The sequence below is a fragment of the Pseudomonas sp. KH_046_1 genome (genome assembly GCF_057839025.1).
On the sequence record NZ_CM174481.1, the window covers coordinates 1,384,039 to 1,403,348 of the forward strand.

A 19,310-nucleotide genomic window follows, 5' to 3' on the forward strand; every position below is an offset into this window, starting at 1 on the left:
CGGTGGGCAGTTTTGCCCACCGCGTTGTCTATCTCTCTGCCATCGCTTTTCCACTGGCCCACTGAAGGTCGTTAGGGAGAATTTCGTTCTCATGATTTGCCGTTCGTTGTCTGCTGTTTTTGCCCTGCTGTTCGCAACACCGCTGTTGGCCGCCCCCGCCAGCCAGCAGACGCTGTTCAACTTTGTGCGCCCCGCCGACGTGGTCCAGGTGGCGACTCAGGACGCCAGCCTGCCGCAATCCAACGCCGAGCAAACCCCCGAGGGCGAAGTGCTGCGCCGGGTGACGTTCAACCCGGTTGCCCGGCCGACTTTGCGCCTGACCCCGCAAACAGGTTCCTGGGACTGGTCGCAGTCGGGCGTCATGAGCCTGCGGATCCAGAGCGCGATGAACTGGGCCTTGACCCTGTACGTGACCATCCAGAGCAACGACGGCAAGACACTGGTCAGCCGCGTCGATCTGCCGGCGGGGCCTGCGCAAACCCTGTTGGTGCCTTTGCAAGCGACATCACCGCTGAGCCAGGGCATGAAGGCTGGTCCGCCGATGCCGATGACCGTTGAGGGGCAGCGTGTGTTTGTGGCCAGCAGCGCTGGTGAACTGGATCGCAGCCAGGTGGTATCGGTGAGCTTGTCGATGGACCAGCCCAAAGCCGCACAAAGCATCCTGCTGGAGCGTTTTGGTGTGCAGGACGGCGAGTCGGTCACCCAAGCCGTGTATGGCGGGTTGGTGGATGCTTACGGCCAGTCGACCCGGGACAAGTGGCCGGAAAAAGTCAGCAGTGACGAACAATTGAAAAGCGCCGCCAGCAAGGAGCAGCAACAACTGAAAACCTGGCTGGCCGAACGTCAGAAGTCTTCTCTGGATAAGTTCGGCGGGTTAGCCAAAGGCCCGTCGTTCAAGGCCAGTGGTTTTTTCCGAACCGAAAAACGTGACGGTCGCTGGTATCTGGTGACGCCCGAGGGGCACCCGTTTTATTCCCTGGGGGTCAATACCGTGGCTCCGGATGTCAACCAGACCTACGTTGCCGGTCGCGAATGGATGTTCGAATCCCTGCCCAAAGCAGATGACGCACTCGCCAGCCACTACGGCGAAGGCGACAACCGTGGCGGCAACGGCGCCGATCAGGGGCGTGGGTACAGTGCAGGTCGCTGGTACGATTTCTACGGCGCCAACTTGCAGCGCCTTCATGGCAACCCTTGTGACTCGAGGAGCGACAGCAAGGCCGATGCGGTTGAAGCAACGGCGGAAAAAGCTGCCGAGCAACCGGTCGTGCCTGCGACTGCCGAATCCGGTGTCGCCGAAGCGGCCAAAACTGAGGCAAAAGCAGCAACGCCAACACCTGTAGAACCCTGCAAAGCCGCGTTCGACGAGCAGCGCTGGGCCAGTCACTCCCTTGATCGCTTGCAGGCCTGGGGCTTCAACACCATTGGCAACTGGAGCGCCCCCGTACTGGGCAATGCCGATCGCGTGCCTTACACCTTGCCGCTGTCGATCGTCGGCGACTACGCCAGCATCAGCACCGGCACCGACTGGTGGGGCGGCATGCCCGACCCGTTCGACCCGCGTTTCGCCATGGCCACCGAGCGTGCAGTGGCGATTGCTGCCCGCGACCATCGTGACGATCCATGGCTGATCGGTTACTACGCCGACAACGAACTGGCCTGGACCGGTCCCGGCGACGACCCGAAAGCTCGTTATGCCTTGGCCTACGGCACCTTGAAAATGACCACCGACGTGCCGGCCAAGCGCGCATTCCTCAAGCAGCTGCGTGACAAGTACCGCAATCAGGCCGGCCTGTCGAAAGCCTGGGGCATTGATCTGCCAGCCTGGGAGTTGATGGAAGATCCGGGGTTCGTACCGCCGTTGCCGAGCGCCGAGCATCCGGAAATCGAAGCCGACTTCAAATACTTCCAGAAGGTCTTTGCCGACACTTACTTCAAGACCATCTCCGACTCACTCAAGTGGCACGCGCCGAACCAGTTGCTGCTCGGCGGCCGATTCGCGATCAGCACGCCGGAAGCCGTGGAGTCCTGCGCCCAGTACTGCGACGTGTTGAGCTTCAACATGTACACCCTGCAACCCCAGGATGGTTACGACTTCGCCAAACTGCGCAGTCTCGATAAACCGGTGTTGATCACCGAGTTCAATTTCGGCTCGGCTGATCGTGGCCCGTTCTGGGGCGGCGTCACGCCATTGGCGAAGGAAGAGGACCGCGGTCCGGCGTACGCCAACTTCCTCAAACAGGCATTGAGCGAGCCGTCGATTGTCGGCGTGCATTGGTTCCAGTACCTCGATCAACCGGTCACCGGGCGCTTGCTTGACGGTGAAAACGGTCACTTCGGGTTGGTAGGCATCACTGATCTGCCGTTCCAGGGTTTTGTCGACAGCGTGCGCAAGAGCAACCTGGCGACAGTCGAGCAACTGGGCAAAGAGGCCGAGAAGGCTGCGGCCGCCGCCGACAAAGCCAGCCACGACGCCGAGGGCGGCCGCAAGGCCGAGGCCGGCAAGGGGCCGGGGAAGGGCGCCGGTGGGCATTCCGGTAAAGGCCATTAATCGCTGAAACCCCTCGCCACAAAAGCTTGGTGGCAAGGCAACCATCCAGCCCAACCCTGTTCCCAAAACCCTCAAGGGCTGGAACAATGCCGACCACTTTGTAGAGCGTTAATCCGGGGAGTTGCGGGTGCAGATTCAGGGTCATTACGAGCTTAAGTTCGAAGCGGTGCGAGAGGCGTTCGCGGCGCTGTTCGACGATCCCCAGGAGCGTGGCGCAGCGTTGTGCATCCAGGTCGGCGGCGAAACCGTCGTCGATCTGTGGGCCGGCACTGCCGACAAGGACGGGGCCGAGGCCTGGCACAGCGATACCATCGCCAACCTGTTCTCCTGCACCAAGACCTTTACCGCCGTCACCGCGCTGCAACTGGTGGCTGAAGGCAAGCTGCAACTGGATGCCCCGGTTGCGCGCTACTGGCCCGAATTTGCCGCTGCCGGCAAAGCGTCCGTCACCCTGCGCCAACTGCTTTGCCATCAGGCCGGTCTTCCGGCATTGCGCGAGCTGCTGGCCCCTGAAGCCCTCTACGACTGGCAAACCATGGTCAACGCCCTGGCCGCCGAAACACCGTGGTGGACGCCGGGCGAAGGCCACGGTTACGCGGCGATCACCTATGGCTGGCTGGTCGGTGAATTGCTGCGCCGTGCCGACGGTCGCGGGCCGGGTGAATCGATCGTTGCGCGGGTCGCCAGACCGTTGGGCCTGGACTTCCATGTGGGCCTGGCCGACGAAGAGTTCCACCGCGTGGCCCACATTGCGCGGGGCAAGGGCAATGTCGGCGATGCCGCCGCCCAGCGCCTGCTGCAAGTGACCATGCGCGAGCCAACGGCCATGACGACCCGGGCGTTCACTAACCCGCCGTCGATCATGACCAGCACCAACAAGCCCGAGTGGCGACGCATGCAACAGCCTGCCGCCAATGGCCATGGCAACGCCCGTAGCCTGGCCGGGTTTTACGCCGGCCTGCTTGACGGCAGCCTGCTGGAAAGCGAAATGCTCGATGAACTGACTCGCGAGCACAGCCTCGGCGAGGACAAGACTTTACTGACCCGGACCCGTTTCGGCCTGGGCTGCATGCTCGATCAACCGGACGTTGCCAATGCCACCTTCGGCCTTGGCCCGCGGGCGTTTGGTCATCCGGGTGCCGGCGGCTCCATCGGTTTTGCCGACCCGGAGCACGATGTAGCTTTCGGATTTGTGACAAATACCCTGGGGCCGTACGTCTTGATGGACCCGCGCGCGCAAAAGCTGGTGCGGGTTCTGGCCACTTGTCTGTAAAAACGACTATCGAGTTCCAGGGTTGGAACCCGTTAGCCTTTCCAGTTTCAAAACATCTGCTTCTACCGGCCAATGTGGCCTGATTTTTTTGACTTCATTTTTGTGGATATCCAATGTCATCCAATAAAACCCTCGCCTTGGCCCTGTGCTTCGCTATTACCGGTTGCGCACAGACTCCACAGAAAGACGCGACGGCACCTGTCGCCAAGACTGAAAGCGGCAGCCACTGGTACTGGCCGTTCGGTTCCGCCGACAGTGACGGCAAGCCCGTGGCCAAGCCGGAGGTTAAACCGGTAGTCAAACCGGTTGCGGTGGCCAAGGCCGAAGCCGATAGCGCCAGCAAGTGGTGGTGGCCGTTCGGCGGTAGCGAGCAGAGCACCGCCAAGGCTGTGCCGATGCCAGACCCGAAAGTCACCCAGGCCTGGCTTGACGATTACGAACCGCGACTGCGCGAGGCGGTCAAGGGCAGCAACATGCAACTCGAGCGTCGCGAAAACGTGCTGGTGGTGACTGCGCCGGTCGAAGGCTCGTTCAACCCTGATCGTCCGGCCATGCTGCTGCCGGTTACGCTCGGTCCGTTTACCCGCGTTGCGAAAATCCTTGAAGCCGATCCAAAGACTGCTGTGTTGATCCTCGGCCACAGCGATACGTCCGGCGCTGCGCCTGCCAACGTCAAACTGAGCCAGGAGCGTGCCCAGTCCGTTGCGGCGATTTTCCGTCTCAGCGGTTTGCAGCGTGATCGCTTGATGCTGCGCGGCCTGGGCGGTGATGCGCCGCGTGCAGCCAACGACAGCGTGCAAGGGCGTGCACTGAACCGTCGTGTGGAACTGCTGGTGACCCCGCAAAACACCATGGTCGCGCTGCTGAGCAAGTACAACATGCCGGCTCCGGCGCCTGTGGCCTTGGTCGCTGCCGCTGACGCCAAACCGGTCGCCAAGCCTGTGACACCGGCCCCGGCGACTAAAAAGGCTGCTGTTCCAGCGACGAAAAAAGCCGCGGCGAAAAAATCTCCGGCCAAGAAAGCACCTGCGAAAACTGCAACGCCGGTGAAGAAAACCACGCCAGCCAAAGCCTCCACGGCTGACAAGAAAGTCGCCGCCACCGATACTGCAAAGCAGTGATTCGTTAACCAAAAGGAATGCGCCATGACCCAGGGCCTGGCTGATATGCGTCGTGACTACACCCGTGATGGCCTGACCGAGGTACAAGCCCCGGCCGAGCCGTTTGCGCTGTTCCACCAGTGGTTCGCCGACGCGGTGAAAACCGAACAGGTGCCGGTGGAAGCCAACGCCATGACCCTGGCCACCGTTGACCAGGACGGTCGGCCGCACTGTCGCATTCTGTTGCTCAAGGGCCTGGACGAACTGGGCTTCACCTTTTTCACCAACTACGAAAGCGCCAAGGGCCAGCATCTGGCCGCGAATCCGTTCGCGGCCATGACGTTTTTCTGGCCGGCGCTGGAGCGCCAAGTGCGTATTGAAGGGCGGGTGGTGAAGGTCACGCCTGAGGAATCCGACGCCTATTATCAGGTCCGTCCGCTGGGCAGCCGCCTGGGAGCCTGGGCGTCGCCGCAGAGCCAGGTGATCGCCGATCGTAGCGAGCTCGAAGCGCTGCTCAAGGATACCGAGCAACGTTTCACCGACACCCAGCCGCATTGCCCGGAACACTGGGGCGGTTATCGCCTGCTGCCGGACCGCATCGAATTCTGGCAGGGCCGCCCAAGCCGCCTGCACGACCGCCTCAATTACCGCCAGCAGGGCGCCGACTGGATTCTTGAACGTCTGGCACCCTGAGCAGTCTACCGACCGGGATAGCCTGCCGCAGCGGCCTCCAGCCACTTCGGCAGGTCTCGACGCTTGATCTTCTGCACCTGAGCACTCGCCAATTGTTCGAGCATGAAGGCTTTTTTCTGCTCGTCCTTGCCCGCCAGCGCTAGCGCCAGGTCGCGGTCCATCCAGCGTTTGATCCGCACGTACAGCCACCAGTGGAAGTACAAACCGGCAACAGTCGTGACGACGATGATAAAGTAGTCCATTGAAATCCTTGGCCAGTGGGGCAGCTTTGCGAATTTGCCGCTACTGTGTGAGTTCGTGGAGGCGCCTTAACGGAGCCTGAATCAAACCAATTTTACCCGGGCTGTGCCGTGACAGGCGTCAAGCTGCGGAGTTTAATGGATATCTGTTTTTTTGGAGTTGATGCTATGCGTAAGTCTGTTCTGCTGGTTGCTTCCTTTTCCACGATGGCGATGTTGCTCACTGGTTGCCAATCGAGCCTGACCGGTGACTCCTATTCCCGTGACGAGGCGCGTCGGGTGCAGACGGTTCGCATGGGCACCATCGAAGCATTGCGTCCGGTGAAAATCGAAGGCACCAAAACCCCGATCGGCGGCGCTGCAGGCGCAGTGGTCGGCGGCGTTGGCGGCAGCACCATTGGTGGCGGCAAAGGCAGCGTCGTCGCTGCCGTCATTGGTGCCGTGGCCGGCGGTCTGCTCGGTTCGGCCGCTGAAGAAGGCCTGACCCGCACCCAGGGCGTGGAAATCACCGTACGCGAAGACGATGGCAGCATGCGCGCCTACGTTCAGGAAGTTCAGCCGAACGAAGTGTTCCGTGTTGGCGAGCGTGTGCGCATCTCCAGTGTGGGTGGCACCAGCCGCGTTTCGCATTAAGCGCAAACACCGGATAAACAAAAAACCCGATCAGGTGACTGATCGGGTTTTTTGTTTTTCAGCTCAGGCGAGTCTTGATTGGCGCCAGGCGTTATCGCGGTTTATCAGGAGGCCAGCGCGGTGTTCTTGCGGCTCGCCATCGCCGTCACCACATAACCGATCAGCGCGGCCAGAATCGAACCGGTCAAGATCCCCATGCGGTCCATCCCGGCGAAATCACTCACGCCCGGCTCAAAGGCCAGCGAGCCGACAAACAGACTCATCGTGAAACCAATGCCGCAGAGAATCGCCACGCCCAGTATCTGGCCCCAATTGGCACCTTGGGGCAGGGCGGCGATACCGGTTTTGACGGCCAGCCAGGTCAGCCCGAAGACTCCGACGGTCTTGCCCAGCAGCAGCCCGATGGCGATACCCATGGGGACGTGGTGAGTGAAGCTTTCGACGGTGACACCGCTCAGGGACAGGCCGGCATTGGCAAATGCGAACAGCGGCAGGATGCCGTAGGCGACCCACGGATGCAGGGCGTGTTCCAGGGTCAGCAATGGCGAAGGCTCGGCATTTTTCGTGCGCAGCGGAATGCAGAATGCCAGGGTCACGCCGGCCAGCGTGGCGTGGACACCGCTCTTGAGCACGCAGACCCAGAGGATCAAGCCAATGATCATGTACGGCCCGAGCTTGACCACGCCAAGCCGGTTCATCCCGATCAGCGCCGCAATACAGGTCGCGGCCAGCGCCAGGGACAGGGTCGACAACGCGCCGGAATAGAAGATCGCAATGATGATGATCGCGCCGAGGTCGTCGATGATCGCCAAGGTCATCAGGAACAGTTTCAGCGATACCGGAACCCGTTTGCCCAGCAGCGCCAGCACGCCAAGGGCGAAAGCGATGTCGGTGGCGGTCGGGATTGCCCAGCCGTTGAGGGCCGGTGGCGTGTCGCGATTGAGGTACCAGTAGATCAGCGCCGGCACCACCATTCCACCAATGGCGGCGGCGCCGGGCAGGACGATTTGCGACGGTTTGGACAACTGGCCGTCGAGGACTTCGCGCTTCACTTCCAGGCCGATCAGCAGGAAGAACAGCGCCATCAGGCCGTCGTTGATCCACAGCAGCAACGGCTTGGCGATTTTCAGTGCGCCGATCTGCGCCACCACGGGGGTGTCCAGCAGGCCGTTGTACAGCCACGACAGCGGCGAGTTGTTGATAATCAGAGCTAGAACGGCAGCGGCGATCAGTAACAGACCGCTGGCAGCTTCCAACTGAAAGAAACGCGTGAAAGTGCTACGCAGAGGCAAGGTCGCTCTCCATCTGTGAATTCAAAAGGTGTTACACCCTAACAAGTACTGTTAGTTGTTAAAACAAAAGTTATATTCTTTTTTGTTATATGTCGTTACAGAGTGATCCGCCAGCACCGACCTGAGCCTAGCAGTTGCCGGGCGTATTGGATCTCAGCTGTACCTGTGCTGGATGCAGGTTTTTTCCTAAGCTTGTTGGATGAGCCTTGTTAAAGGCCGACTCCTGCCCGATTCAACGAGAAAACCATCATGAGCGACAATCGACAGTGGTCCCGCGAAGCGATCCGGATCATCGAAGCCGATTTCCAGCGCAGCGCCGACACCCACTTGATCCCCTTGCCGCTGCCAGGTTTTCCGGGCATCGAGTTGTACTTCAAGGATGAATCCAGCCACCCCACGGGCAGTCTCAAGCACCGTCTGGCCCGTTCGCTGTTCCTTTATGCGCTGTGTAACGGCTGGCTTAAACCCGGCGCGCCGGTCATTGAAGCCTCCAGCGGTTCGACGGCGATTTCCGAAGCGTACTTCGCGCGCATGCTGGGCTTGCCGTTCATTGCGGTGATGCCGGCGACCACGTCCAAGGAAAAGATCGCGCAAATTGCCTTCTACGGTGGCCAAAGCCACCTGGTAGACGATCCGACCCAGATCTACGCCGAGTCCGAGCGCCTGGCTCGCGAACACGACGGGCACTTCATTGACCAGTTCACCTACGCCGAGCGCGCCACCGACTGGCGGGCAAACAACAACATTGCCGAGTCGATCTTTCAGCAGATGCGTTTCGAGCAGCATCCCGAGCCGAGCTGGCTGATTTCCAGCCCCGGTACCGGCGGCACCACGGCCACCCTGGGCCGATACGTGCGTTATCGCCAGCATGGCACCCGCGTGCTGTGTGCCGATGCCGAGCGTTCGGTGTTCTTCGATTACTACCAGACCGGCGATGCCAGCCTGCGACTGGACCACGGCTCGCGGATCGAAGGCATTGGCCGGCCGCGCGTGGAAGCGTCGTTTCTGCCCAAGGTGATCGACGCGATGGTCAAGGTGCCGGATGCCTTGTCACTGGCGGCCATGCACTACCTTGCGGAGCGTCTGGGACGGCATGTGGGCGGATCGAGCGGGACCAACCTGATCGGCGCACTGATGGCCGCCCAGCACATGAAGGCGGCGGGGGAGACGGGGTCGATGGTGGCGATTCTGTGTGACAGCGGCGAGCGCTATGCCACGACCTATTACGATCAGGACTGGCTCAAGGCTCAGGGGTATGAGCTGAGTGGTTTGATGGCTGCGGTGGCGGCGACGGTGGAGCGGGGTGAGCTGCTGCCAGACTCGGTTCTGCGCGCCAATATCTGAGATCTTTCAGACACTGAGTACTAATGTGGGAGCGAGCCTGCTCGCGATGGCGGCATAACATTCAGCACATATGTTGACTGATTTACCGCTATCGCGAGCAGGCTCGCTCCCACAGGGTTTTGTATTGTTTCAGATGGTGTGTATCAGGCCTCGATACCGAGGATATCCCGAGCCACAGCCTCGGCAATGCGAATCCCGTCAACACCCGCCGACAGAATCCCGCCCGCATATCCCGCACCTTCACCGGCCGGGAACAAGCCCTTCACGTTCAGGCTCTGCAACGCCTCGTTCCGGGTAATGCGCAGCGGCGAGGAGGTGCGGGTCTCGATCCCGGTCAACACCGCGTCGTGCAGCGAGTAACCACGAATCTGCTTCTCGAACGCCGGCAGGGCTTCGCGAATCGCTTCGATGGCGAACGCCGGCAGCGCCAGCGCCAGATCACCCAGGGCAACGCCCGGCTTGTAGGACGGCTCGACGCTGCCCAGTTCGGTGGACGGTTTGCCCGCGATAAAATCGCCGACCAATTGCGCCGGCGCTTCGTAGTTGCTGCCGCCCAGCACGAATGCGTGGGATTCCAGGCGTTCCTGCAACTCGATACCGGCCAGCGGGCCGCCCGGATAATCGACTTCCGGGGTGATGCCGACGACGATGCCGGAGTTGGCATTGCGCTCGTTACGCGAGTACTGGCTCATGCCATTGGTAACCACGCGGTTCGGCTCGGAAGTCGCTGCCACCACGGTGCCGCCCGGGCACATGCAGAAGCTGTAGACCGAACGGCCGTTCTTGGCGTGGTGCACCAGTTTGTAGTCGGCGGCGCCCAGTTTCGGGTGGCCGGCGTACTTGCCCAGGCGCGCACGGTCGATCAGCGACTGTGGGTGTTCGATGCGGAAACCCACCGAGAACGGCTTGGCTTCCATGAATACGCCACGGCCGTGGAGCATGCGGAAGGTGTCTCGGGCGCTGTGGCCGAGGGCCAGGATCACGTGTCTGGAGTGGATCTGCTCGCCGCCGTTGAGCTCGACGCCGACCAGTTGGCCGTCCTCGATCAATACGTCGGTGACACGCTGCTGGAAGCGCACTTCACCGCCCAGGGCGCGAATCTGCTCACGCATGTTTTCCACCACGCCGGTCAGGCGGAACGTACCGATGTGCGGCTTGCTGACGTAGAGGATTTCTTCCGGGGCACCGGCCTTGACGAATTCGTGCAGGACTTTACGGCCGAGGAATTTCGGGTCCTTGATCTGGCTGTAGAGCTTGCCGTCGGAGAATGTCCCCGCGCCGCCTTCACCGAACTGCACGTTGGATTCCGGGTTGAGTACGCTTTTGCGCCACAGGCCCCAGGTGTCCTTGGTGCGCTGGCGTACTTCGGTGCCGCGTTCGAGGATGATCGGCTTGAAGCCCATTTGCGCCAGCAGCAGCCCGGCGAAAATCCCGCACGGACCGAAGCCGACGACGATCGGACGCGCACTCAAATCGACCGGCGCCTGGCCTACCGCTTTGTAGCTGACATCCGGCGCCACGCTGACGTTACGGTCATCGGCGAACTTGTGCAGCACCGCCGCCTCATCGCGAACTTCAAGGTCGATGGTGTAGATGAAGCACAGTTCGGAGGACTTTTTACGCGCATCGTAGCTGCGCTTGAACAAGGTGAAATCGAGCAGATCATCGCTGGCAAGCCCTAAGCGCTGCACGATGGCAGGGCGCAGGTCTTCTTCGGGATGGTCGATCGGCAACTTGAGTTCGGTGATTCGTAACATGGCGGGATCCGGTTCGCGGGGCGCACAACTGCGCCAGGGCGTTTGAAGCCCGCGATTATAAGCCTCAAAGGCGCAGGCCCGTGAGGCTTAAACGATCAGTCGTCGCGCGATCCGCCGAAATACCCGCAGCCGCGCTGTACCTGACCGTCGATGCGCAGTTCGGCGCTCATGTGCTGGATGCTGCCGGTGCTGCTGTCGACGCAACGTTGCGGCGCAACCCACAGTTCGATGTGCTGGTTGTTGGCTTCGGTGCTGAGGTTGAAACGGCCATCGCCCAGTTGCTCCTCGACGTAAGGCACGGCCAACGGCGGCTGGCCAGCCCGGTCGAGGACCATGCCTTTGCCGCTGACTTTCACGCTCCACTGCGGAGTGTGGCCGGCGGCGCGCAGGATCAGCAGCTTGAAATTCGGATCCTCGCACGCGTTGCTCGAGCGCTCGACGCGGTACAACTGCTCCAGATCGAGCCGGCCGTCACCACCGCTGCCTGCCACAACCCGCCCGCGCACGTCGGCAAACAGCTTGCCCTGCTTGTCCGCCAGGTTTGCGGCCTGCTGCAGAACGCTGGTACCGCCCGTGTCGTTGACCACGTAGCGGTTTGCCTGGTTGCACGGCTGGAACAGCAGTTTGCCGTCTGCCGCGGTCAACTGGCCTTGCATGCGTGTCTGGCCGATATGGGAGTCGCTCTGCCGTTCACCCTCGAACAGCTGGCAAGCGGCGAAAAGCGGAAGCAGGGCAACGAGGACTAAGGAACGGGCAACACGCATCTTGGGGTCTCCTGACAAGTGCCGCCACGTTACTCAGCCTGACCGTTCATCACAACCCGTTATCGTCTCCACTTTGTATTGGCGCTGACGCAGGTTGCGATTTTTTATCTTCAGATGTGAAAGGTCTGACCTGTTTGCAGGCCTTCCACGCTTTTGGCGTAGGCCAAAGCCACATCTGCCGCGGGAACCGGCTTGAAGCCACGGAAGTACGGCGCGTATTTGCCCATGGCTTCGACGAGGACGTTCGGGCTGATCGAGTTCACGCGCAAGCCGGGCGGCAGTTCGATGGCGGCGGCCCGGACGAAGCTGTCCAGTGCACCGTTGACCAGTGCTGCCGAGGCACCGCTGTAGATCGGATCGTGACTGAGCACGCCGGTGGTGAAGGTGAACGATGCGCGGTCATTGGCGAACTCGCGGCCGATCAGCAGCAGGTTGACCTGGCCCATGAGCTTGTCTTTCAGGCCCAGGGCAAAGCTCTCTTCGGTCATTTCGTTGAGCGGTGCGAAGGTCACGTTGCCGGCGGCACACACCAGTGCATCGAATTTGCCGGTCTGCTCGAACAGTTTGCGAATCGAGGCGCTGTCACTGATGTCCACCTGAAAGTCGCCGCTGGTGCGGCCGATGCGGATGATTTCGTGGCGTTGCGACAGTTCCTTGTCGACTGCCGAACCGATGGTGCCGTTTGCGCCGATCAAAAGAATTTTCATGGAGGCTGATCCTCGTTGTGGGTTGAACGAGGTATCAGTTTAGGGTGGTTTTTTCCGTAGATAAGCGCACTAATAGGCAACCTTTGGTTTTCAAATGGAAACAATCCATGAGCGAGATGGATGACCTGGCCGCGTTCGCCGTACTGATCGAAGCGGGAAGTTTCACCCTGGCGGCGCAGCAGCTCGGTTGCAGCAAAGGCCAGCTGTCCAAGCGCATCAGCCAGTTGGAAGCGCGGTTCTCCGTGGTGCTGTTGCAACGTACCACTCGCCGCTTGAGTCTGACCGCGGCCGGTGCTGCGTTGTTGCCACAGGCCCAGGCGCTGGTGGTGCAAGTCGAGCGGGCGCGCCAGGCCCTGGCGCGTCTGAAGGACGACATGGCCGGCCCGGTGCGGATGACGGTACCGGTGTCGCTCGGGGAAACCTTCTTCGATGGCCTGTTGCTGGAGTTCTCCGCCAAGTATCCCCAGGTACAGATCGAACTGGAGCTCAACAACAGCTACCGCGAACTGTCTCGCGACGGCTTCGATCTGGCAATTCGTTCCGACGTGGCCATTGACCAGCGACTGGTGGCGCGCCCACTGCTGGCGTGGCAAGAGCTGACCTGTGCCAGCCCGGCCTATCTGGAGCAATACGGTGAACCGCAAACACCCCAGGCGCTGGCCGAGCATCGTTGCCTGCTCAACAGCCATTACAGCGGTCGCGAAGAATGGCTGTATCACCAGCAGCACGAGTTGTTGCGGGTGCGGGTGTCGGGGCCGTTCGCCAGCAACCACTACAACCTGTTGAAGAAAGCCGCACTGGTCGGCGCCGGTATTGCGCGCCTGCCGTCCTACTGTTTGCCAACAGAATTGGCCGATGGGCGTTTACGATGGCTCCTGCGCGACTATCAGACCCGCAGCATGCCGATGTACCTGGTGCATCCGTATCAGGGCGGTTTGCCCAAGCGCACGCAGGTACTGGCGGATTATTTGATTGGGTGGTTCAAGCGTAGTGGGGAGGCGTTGGACCGGCTTTAACGTTAAAGCCTGGCACGACACAAACCCTGTGGGAGCGGGCTTGCTCGCGAATACGGTTTCACATTCAGCCTTAATGTTGGCTGATGCCCCGCATTCGCGAGCAAGCCCGCTCCCACAATGGATCTTCATTGTTAGCGAGGTTGTGGCAGATATAAAAAAACGGCCCGCAAAGGCCGTTTTTTTGTTTACCGCAATGGCTCAACCACCGAGGTACGCTTCGCGCACTTTCGGGTCGGTCAGCAGTGCTTCACCGGTGCCTTGCATCACCACCCGGCCGTTCTCCAGAACGTAGGCACGGTCAGCGATCTTCAGCGCCTGGTTGGCGTTTTGCTCGACCAGGAACACCGTCACACCGTCCTTGCGCAGTTGTTCGATGATGTCGAAGATCTGCTGGATGATGATCGGTGCCAGGCCCAGGGAAGGCTCGTCGAGCAGCAGCAGCTTGGGCTTGCTCATCAGCGCACGGCCGATGGCGAGCATTTGCTGTTCGCCGCCGGACATGGTGCCGCCACGCTGGCTGAAGCGTTCTTTCAGGCGTGGGAAAAGTCCGAGAACCTTGTCCATCTGTTCCTGATAATCGCCCTTGGCGGTGAAGAAGCCACCCATGGACAGGTTTTCTTCCACGGTCAGGCGGGAAAACACCCGGCGACCTTCCGGTACCACGGCGATGCTCTTGCGCATGATCTGCGAGGAGTCCTGGCCGACCAGTTCCTCACCCATGTAGCGGATGCTGCCGCTGTGGGCGCGCGGCGAACCGCAAAGCGTCATCAGCAGCGTGGACTTGCCGGCACCGTTGGCACCGATCAGGGTCACGATTTCGCCCTGGCGGACTTCGACGTTGACGCTGTGCAGGGCCTGGATCTTGCCGTAGAAGGTGGAAACGTTTTCGAACTGCAGCATTTACGCTTCCCCCAGGTAGGCTTTGATCACTTCAGGATTGTCGCGGATCTGTTCCGGCGTGCCGTTGGCCAGGGGGGTGCCCTGGTTGATCACGACGATGTGGTCGGAAATGCTCATGACCAGTTTCATGTCGTGTTCGATCAGCAGCACCGTCACGTTGTGCTCTTCACGCAGCACGCTGATCAGCGCCTTGAGGTCTTCGGTTTCCTTCGGGTTCAGGCCGGCGGCCGGTTCGTCGAGCATGAGGATCCGCGGGCGGGTCATCATGCAGCGGGCGATTTCCAGGCGACGTTGCTGACCGTAGGCCAGGGTGCCGGCCGGACGGTTGGCGAACTCCTTGAGGTTGACCTTTTCCAGCCAGAACTCGGCAAAGTCCATGGCCTCGCGTTCGCTTTTGCGGAACGCCGGGGTCTTGAACAGGCCGGACAGGAAGTTGGTGTTCAGGTGACGGTGCTGGGCGATCAAGAGGTTCTCGACCGCGGTCATGTCCTTGAACAGCCGCACGTTCTGGAAGGTACGCACCACGCCCTTGAGGGCGATCTTGTGGCCGGGCAGGCCCTCGATCGATTCGCCATCGAGCAGGATGCTGCCGCCGCTCGGCTTGTAGAAGCCGGTCAGGCAGTTGAACACGGTGGTCTTGCCGGCGCCGTTGGGGCCGATCAGTGCCACGACCTGTTTTTCCTTCACGCTCAGGGCTACGCCATTGACCGCCAGCAAGCCGCCGAAGCGCATGCTCAAATTTTCTACTTTCAGGATCTCGCGGCTCATTTGCGCAGCTCCATGTGAGGGCGTTGCATGGGCAGCAGACCTTGAGGACGCCAGATCATCATCAGCACCATCAAGGCGCCGAACATCAACATGCGGTACTCACTGAACTCACGCATCATTTCCGGCAACAGGATCATCACTGTGGCGGCGAGCACGACACCCAGTTGCGAGCCCATGCCACCCAGCACAACGATGGCGAGGATGGTCGCCGACTCGATGAAGGTGAAGGACTCCGGTGTCACCAGGCCCTGACGCGCGGCGAAGAAGCTGCCGGCGAAACCGGCGAAGCAGGCGCCCAGGGTGAAGGCTGAAAGCTTGATGATCGTCGGGTTCAGACCCAACGCACGGCAGGCGATTTCATCTTCACGCAGCGCTTCCCACGCACGACCCAGGGGCATGCGCAGCAAGCGATTGATGACGAACAGTGCGAACAGCGCCAGGAACAATGCGACCAGGTAAAGGAAAATCACCTTGTTGATCGAGTTGTATTCCAGGCCGAAGTACTCGTGGAACGTCTGCAGGCCTTCAGCGGCTTTACGTTCGAAGGTCAGGCCGAAGAACGTCGGCTTCTCGATGTTGCTGATGCCGTTCGGGCCGCCGGTGATGTCGGTCAGGTTACGCAGGAACAGACGGATAATTTCACCGAAGCCCAGGGTCACGATCGCCAGGTAGTCACCGCGCAGGCGCAGTACCGGGAAACCGAGCAGGAAGCCGAAAGTGGCCGCCATCATCCCGGCGATCGGCAGGCAGATCCAGAAGCTCAGGCCGTAGTAATGAGACAGCAGGGCATAACTGTAGGCGCCGACGGCATAGAAGCCGACGTAACCGAGGTCGAGCAGACCGGCCAGGCCGACCACGATGTTCAGGCCGAGGCCGAGCATCACGTAGATCAACACCAGCGTCGCGATATCCACCGCCCCGCGGGAACCGAAGAACGGCCAGACCAGCGCGCCGGCGATCAGCGCGATGATGATCCAGCGCTGGGTGGTCGGCAGGGTCAGGAAGTTGCTGGCCTTGGCCGGAATCAGCGGCATGCTCGGCGAGGAACGCCAGGCCGAGCTGATTTGCTGGTCGAACAGTACGCGCAGGAACATCAGCACCGAGCACACGGCGATGGTGATCAGGGTGGCGTCGCTGGTGCCATGAACTTCGAGGTTGATGCCGACGATGGTCAACTTCAGACCCAGTACCGGGTAGGCGACGGCCCACACCAGCAAGGCACTGAACAGTGCCTGTTTAAGATTCCTAGTCATACTTTCTCAACCTCCGGACGGCCCAACAGGCCGGTTGGCCGGAACAACAACACCAGAACCAATAGACCGAACGCCACGACGTCCTTGTACTGGTCGCCGAAAATATCGGCACCAAAGGCTTCCGCCACCCCCAGCACGATCCCGCCGAGCATGGCGCCGGGGATGCTGCCGATACCACCCAGTACCGCGGCGGTGAAGGCCTTGAGGCCGACCAGGAAACCGGCGTTCGGGTTGATCACGCCGTATTGCATGCTCAGCAACACGGCCGCGATGGCCGCCAGTGCGGCACCGACGACGAAGGTCAGGGCAATGATGTTGTTGGTGTTGATACCCAGCAGGTTGGCCATCTTGATGTCTTCGGCACAGGCGCGGCAGGCGCGACCCAGGCGAGAACGGGAGATGAACAGCGTCAGGCCGAGCATGGCGACAAAGGTCACCACGAACACCACGATTTGCATGTAGGAAATCAGCACTTCATGTGCACCACCTGGCCCAAAGGCAAAGTTGCCCGGAATCAGGTTGGAGATGGATTTGTCCTTGGAGTCTTGCGCCAGCAGAACGGTGTTCTGCAGGAAGATCGACATGCCGATGGCGGAAATCAGCGGGATCAGACGGTTGCTGCCGCGCAGGGGGCGGTAGGCGATCCGTTCGATGCTGTAACCGTAGGCACTGGTGACGACGATGGTCGCCAGGAAAGCGGCGGTCATCAACAACGGAACACTGTCGAGTCCCAGCATGGCCAGCCCGGCGATGGCGATGAACGCCACGTAGGAGCCAATCATGTATACCTCGCCGTGGGCGAAGTTGATCATTCCAATGATGCCGTAAACCATCGTATAGCCGATGGCGATCAGGGCATACGTGCTGCCAATGGTCAGACCATTAACCAGCTGTTGGAAGAAGTGATAGATGTCAGGCATTACAGCGCTCCTAAAAACCTGATACGCATTTCACTGGTGGAGTCATTTTCCCGCCCGAGCCCCGTGGATCTGCATCCACTTCGAATTCGGGGTTTGCCAGCGAACCGCTGATGACGGTTTTGAGATTTTCAGGTGGGGAGACTGGCGGATCACGCCAGCGCGGCCCAATACGTTCGTAAAATAAAGCCCACGGCACGCCGTGGGCTTTATTGGCAGTCAGTCAGGCAACGCCTTACTGAGGCTTGGCTTCAGTTTTTGGTTTGCCGAAGTGCCACTCGTAAACCACGAATTTGAAGTCTTTCAGGTCGCCTTTCTCGTCGAAGCTCAGGTCGCCGGTAGGCGTCTTGAAGGTGCCGGCGTGGATGGCTTCAGCCACTTTGGCAGTGTCTTCGGACTTGGCAGCCTTGATGCCGTCGGCGATCACGGTCACAGCCGAGTAGGCCGGGAACACGAACGGACCGCTTGGATCTTCTTTCTTGGCTTTGAACGCATCAGCCAGGGCAACGTTGGCCGGATCCTGGTCGAAGGATTTCGGCAGGGTCACCAGCAGGCCTTCGGAAGCGTCCTTGGCGATCTGCGAAATGGAGTCGTTACCCACGCCTTCCGGACCCATGAACTTGGCTTTCAGGCCTTTTTCCGCAGACTGACGCAGGATCAGGCCCAGCTCCGGGTGGTAGCCGCCGTAGTAGACGAAGTCGACGTTGGCTTGCTTGAGCTTGGCGATCATCGACGAGAAGTCCTTGTCGCCGGCGTTGATGCCTTCGAACACGGCAACCTTGACGCCTTTGCCTTCCAGGGTTTTCTTCACGGCGCTGGCGATGCCTTCACCGTATTGCTGTTTGTCGTGCAGGACGGCAACGATTTTCGGTTTTACGAAATCGGCAATGTAGTTACCGGCGGCAGGACCCTGGGCGCTGTCCAGGCCGATGGTGCGGAACACCATTTTGTAACCGCGTGCGGTGATGTCCGGGCTGGTGGCAGCCGGGGTGATCATGATCACGCCTTCGTCTTCGTAGATGTCCGAAGCCGGTTGAGTGGAGCTGGAGCACAGGTGACCGACCACGAACTTGACGCCGTCGTTGACGACCTTGTTCGCGACCGCAACGGCTTGTTTCGGATCACAGGCGTCATCGTATTCAACGGCTACGAGTTTCTTGCCGTCTACGCCGCCTTTGGCGTTGATCTGTTCGATGGCCATTTTGGCGCCACTGAACTGCATGTCGCCGTATTGGGCTACAGGGCCGGTTTTAGGGCCGGCGATGCCGATCTTGATGGTATCAGCTGCAAACGAATGGCTGGCAACCCCGGCCAGAACCATAGCGGCAAACAGTTTGGAAATCTGCTTAGTAGCCTTAGTCATAGTGCTCCACTCTTACTGTTGTAGTTTTTATAGTCCTGGCGCCGAAAGCAGCAGAACCGGGTCAGATATCTGCGACATTCCCCGGAAAAGCCCCTCGGCAACTGTACCGGTACAGTGTAGAGCGCCGATTGTCAGCCTGGGAAGGCGGCGCCGGGGGACAAAACCTGCAAGTGTCGCTTTATTGAAAGTAAAAGACAGAATTGCGGCGGGGTGTTGAGGGGCTTATAGCCGGATTCAGTGCATTCCCTGGCTTTCCTGCGCTTTTCATTTCGGTCACTCAATTGCATCCGGGTTTTTCTGCCAGGCCACCGACGTTATCATTCGCGTCGATTTCTTTTCCGGACAGTCCCATGAATCAAGAACCTAGCACCCTCTATGCCAAGCTGCTTGGTGAAACCGCATCTATTACATGGAAAGAGCTGGAGCCGTTCTTCGCCAAGGGTGCCCTATTGTGGGTCGATCCTGGCCTGGATTTGATCGCCGCCGCCGAGGCCGTGGCCCAGGATGAAGGGGAGAAAGTGGCTGCCTGGCTGGCCGCTGACAAGCTCGCCAAGCTGTCTGAAACACGGGCGCTGGATCTTTTCGAGCGTGATCCGCAGTTGTGGGCCGTGGTTGTTTCGCCGTGGATTCTGGTCCAGGAAAGGACGCAAGCTTAATGGTTGCACCTGATTGGTGCGTTCCTTTGCGCGGGAAAAGTGTGTAGCCGAGTAGCGTGATGGCAGGTTGCCGTAGAGAAAGGC

Annotated in this window: 18 protein-coding genes; 8 read left to right on the forward strand and 10 right to left on the reverse strand. The window is 60.5% G+C overall.

Going from position 1 to position 19,310, the window contains the following annotated elements; genetic code table 11:
* Positions 1-91: 91 nt before the first annotated feature.
* The 4 genes from AC3IT9_RS06205 to pdxH all read left to right on the forward strand — a co-directional run bounded on the left by AC3IT9_RS06205 (position 92) and on the right by pdxH (position 5,617).
* Complete coding sequence (locus tag AC3IT9_RS06205; protein ID WP_489272409.1) at positions 92-2,551, forward strand: beta-galactosidase; 2,460 nt, start codon at positions 92-94, stop codon at positions 2,549-2,551.
* A gap of 127 nt (positions 2,552-2,678) precedes the next feature.
* Positions 2,679-3,824 carry a serine hydrolase domain-containing protein gene (locus AC3IT9_RS06210; protein WP_489272411.1) on the forward strand — a complete coding sequence of 382 codons (1,146 nt, stop codon included), beginning with the start codon at positions 2,679-2,681 and terminating at the stop codon, positions 3,822-3,824.
* Between the two features lie 113 nt (positions 3,825-3,937).
* Positions 3,938-4,945 carry an OmpA family protein gene (locus tag AC3IT9_RS06215; RefSeq protein ID WP_489272412.1) on the forward strand — a complete coding sequence of 336 codons (1,008 nt, stop codon included), beginning with the start codon at positions 3,938-3,940 and terminating at the stop codon, positions 4,943-4,945.
* 24 nt (positions 4,946-4,969) lie between these two features.
* Positions 4,970-5,617 carry a pyridoxamine 5'-phosphate oxidase gene (gene pdxH / locus AC3IT9_RS06220; RefSeq protein WP_353742232.1) on the forward strand — a complete coding sequence of 216 codons (648 nt, stop codon included), beginning with the start codon at positions 4,970-4,972 and terminating at the stop codon, positions 5,615-5,617.
* A 5-nt stretch (positions 5,618-5,622) separates the two neighbouring features.
* Here pdxH and AC3IT9_RS06225 read toward each other — a convergent pair whose 3' ends face one another.
* A complete protein-coding gene (locus AC3IT9_RS06225) occupies positions 5,623-5,859 on the reverse strand; it encodes a hypothetical protein (RefSeq protein WP_150727623.1) in 237 nt (78 codons plus the stop codon).
* A gap of 165 nt (positions 5,860-6,024) precedes the next feature.
* On the opposite strand from AC3IT9_RS06225, the gene AC3IT9_RS06230 reads away from it, so the two are divergent.
* Entirely contained in the window at positions 6,025-6,489 is a 465-nt protein-coding gene (locus tag AC3IT9_RS06230; protein WP_150727622.1) for an outer membrane lipoprotein, read from the forward strand.
* A 104-nt stretch (positions 6,490-6,593) separates the two neighbouring features.
* On the opposite strand, the gene nhaA is transcribed toward AC3IT9_RS06230, so the two are convergent.
* Positions 6,594-7,781, reverse strand: coding sequence for a Na+/H+ antiporter NhaA (nhaA, locus tag AC3IT9_RS06235; RefSeq protein WP_489272414.1), 1,188 nt, complete (start codon positions 7,779-7,781; stop codon positions 6,594-6,596).
* A 246-nt stretch (positions 7,782-8,027) separates the two neighbouring features.
* On the opposite strand from nhaA, the gene AC3IT9_RS06240 reads away from it, so the two are divergent.
* Positions 8,028-9,125: a PLP-dependent cysteine synthase family protein gene (locus AC3IT9_RS06240; protein ID WP_489273484.1), complete on the forward strand. Its 1,098-nt coding sequence runs from the start codon at positions 8,028-8,030 to the stop codon at positions 9,123-9,125.
* 143 nt (positions 9,126-9,268) lie between these two features.
* On the opposite strand, the gene AC3IT9_RS06245 is transcribed toward AC3IT9_RS06240, so the two are convergent.
* The 3 genes from AC3IT9_RS06245 to AC3IT9_RS06255 form a co-directional block, all read right to left on the reverse strand.
* Positions 9,269-10,882 carry an NAD(P)/FAD-dependent oxidoreductase gene (locus AC3IT9_RS06245; RefSeq protein ID WP_489272416.1) on the reverse strand — a complete coding sequence of 538 codons (1,614 nt, stop codon included), beginning with the start codon at positions 10,880-10,882 and terminating at the stop codon, positions 9,269-9,271.
* A gap of 95 nt (positions 10,883-10,977) precedes the next feature.
* Positions 10,978-11,646, reverse strand: coding sequence for a COG3650 family protein (locus AC3IT9_RS06250; RefSeq protein ID WP_150727618.1), 669 nt, complete (start codon positions 11,644-11,646; stop codon positions 10,978-10,980).
* 110 nt (positions 11,647-11,756) lie between these two features.
* Positions 11,757-12,353 carry a short chain dehydrogenase gene (locus tag AC3IT9_RS06255; RefSeq protein ID WP_489272417.1) on the reverse strand — a complete coding sequence of 199 codons (597 nt, stop codon included), beginning with the start codon at positions 12,351-12,353 and terminating at the stop codon, positions 11,757-11,759.
* A gap of 107 nt (positions 12,354-12,460) precedes the next feature.
* On the opposite strand from AC3IT9_RS06255, the gene AC3IT9_RS06260 reads away from it, so the two are divergent.
* Entirely contained in the window at positions 12,461-13,369 is a 909-nt protein-coding gene (locus AC3IT9_RS06260) for a LysR family transcriptional regulator (protein WP_423502845.1), read from the forward strand.
* 198 nt (positions 13,370-13,567) lie between these two features.
* On the opposite strand, the gene AC3IT9_RS06265 is transcribed toward AC3IT9_RS06260, so the two are convergent.
* The 5 genes from AC3IT9_RS06265 to AC3IT9_RS06285 all read right to left on the reverse strand — a co-directional run bounded on the left by AC3IT9_RS06265 (position 13,568) and on the right by AC3IT9_RS06285 (position 18,570).
* Complete coding sequence (locus tag AC3IT9_RS06265; protein WP_034146751.1) at positions 13,568-14,269, reverse strand: ABC transporter ATP-binding protein; 702 nt, start codon at positions 14,267-14,269, stop codon at positions 13,568-13,570.
* Positions 14,270-15,037, reverse strand: a complete 768-nt coding sequence (livG, locus tag AC3IT9_RS06270; RefSeq protein ID WP_150727616.1) for a high-affinity branched-chain amino acid ABC transporter ATP-binding protein LivG — start codon at positions 15,035-15,037, stop codon at positions 14,270-14,272. It abuts the gene before it with no gap.
* Complete coding sequence (locus AC3IT9_RS06275; RefSeq protein ID WP_150727615.1) at positions 15,034-16,290, reverse strand: high-affinity branched-chain amino acid ABC transporter permease LivM; 1,257 nt, start codon at positions 16,288-16,290, stop codon at positions 15,034-15,036. The genes livG and AC3IT9_RS06275 overlap by 4 nt, the downstream gene beginning before the upstream one ends.
* Positions 16,287-17,210 carry a high-affinity branched-chain amino acid ABC transporter permease LivH gene (livH, locus tag AC3IT9_RS06280; protein ID WP_150727614.1) on the reverse strand — a complete coding sequence of 308 codons (924 nt, stop codon included), beginning with the start codon at positions 17,208-17,210 and terminating at the stop codon, positions 16,287-16,289. Before livH ends, AC3IT9_RS06275 begins: the two co-directional genes overlap by 4 nt.
* 232 nt (positions 17,211-17,442) lie before the next feature.
* On the reverse strand, positions 17,443-18,570 hold the full coding sequence (locus AC3IT9_RS06285) for a branched-chain amino acid ABC transporter substrate-binding protein (RefSeq protein ID WP_489272419.1): 1,128 nt from the start codon (positions 18,568-18,570) through the stop codon (positions 17,443-17,445).
* Between the two features lie 350 nt (positions 18,571-18,920).
* On the opposite strand from AC3IT9_RS06285, the gene AC3IT9_RS06290 reads away from it, so the two are divergent.
* A complete protein-coding gene (locus AC3IT9_RS06290) occupies positions 18,921-19,226 on the forward strand; it encodes a DUF2288 domain-containing protein (RefSeq protein ID WP_150727612.1) in 306 nt (101 codons plus the stop codon).
* Positions 19,227-19,310: the final 84 nt, after the last annotated feature.

Bases quoted from the DNA above. Each gene is read 5' to 3' on its own strand.
- AC3IT9_RS06255 (WP_489272417.1), bottom strand. From the start codon at position 12,353: ATGAAAATTCTTTTGATCGGCGCAAACGGCACCATCGGTTCGGCAGTC.
- livH (WP_150727614.1), bottom strand. From the start codon at position 17,210: ATGCCTGACATCTATCACTTCTTCCAACAGCTGGTTAATGGTCTGACC.
- AC3IT9_RS06245 (WP_489272416.1), bottom strand. From the start codon at position 10,882: ATGTTACGAATCACCGAACTCAAGTTGCCGATCGACCATCCCGAAGAA.
- AC3IT9_RS06205 (WP_489272409.1), top strand. From the start codon at position 92: ATGATTTGCCGTTCGTTGTCTGCTGTTTTTGCCCTGCTGTTCGCAACA.
- livG (WP_150727616.1), bottom strand. From the start codon at position 15,037: ATGAGCCGCGAGATCCTGAAAGTAGAAAATTTGAGCATGCGCTTCGGC.
- AC3IT9_RS06290 (WP_150727612.1), top strand. From the start codon at position 18,921: ATGAATCAAGAACCTAGCACCCTCTATGCCAAGCTGCTTGGTGAAACC.
- AC3IT9_RS06265 (WP_034146751.1), bottom strand. From the start codon at position 14,269: ATGCTGCAGTTCGAAAACGTTTCCACCTTCTACGGCAAGATCCAGGCC.
- AC3IT9_RS06250 (WP_150727618.1), bottom strand. From the start codon at position 11,646: ATGCGTGTTGCCCGTTCCTTAGTCCTCGTTGCCCTGCTTCCGCTTTTC.
- AC3IT9_RS06285 (WP_489272419.1), bottom strand. From the start codon at position 18,570: ATGACTAAGGCTACTAAGCAGATTTCCAAACTGTTTGCCGCTATGGTT.
- AC3IT9_RS06275 (WP_150727615.1), bottom strand. From the start codon at position 16,290: ATGACTAGGAATCTTAAACAGGCACTGTTCAGTGCCTTGCTGGTGTGG.
- AC3IT9_RS06230 (WP_150727622.1), top strand. From the start codon at position 6,025: ATGCGTAAGTCTGTTCTGCTGGTTGCTTCCTTTTCCACGATGGCGATG.
- AC3IT9_RS06260 (WP_423502845.1), top strand. From the start codon at position 12,461: ATGAGCGAGATGGATGACCTGGCCGCGTTCGCCGTACTGATCGAAGCG.
- pdxH (WP_353742232.1), top strand. From the start codon at position 4,970: ATGACCCAGGGCCTGGCTGATATGCGTCGTGACTACACCCGTGATGGC.
- AC3IT9_RS06225 (WP_150727623.1), bottom strand. From the start codon at position 5,859: ATGGACTACTTTATCATCGTCGTCACGACTGTTGCCGGTTTGTACTTC.
- AC3IT9_RS06215 (WP_489272412.1), top strand. From the start codon at position 3,938: ATGTCATCCAATAAAACCCTCGCCTTGGCCCTGTGCTTCGCTATTACC.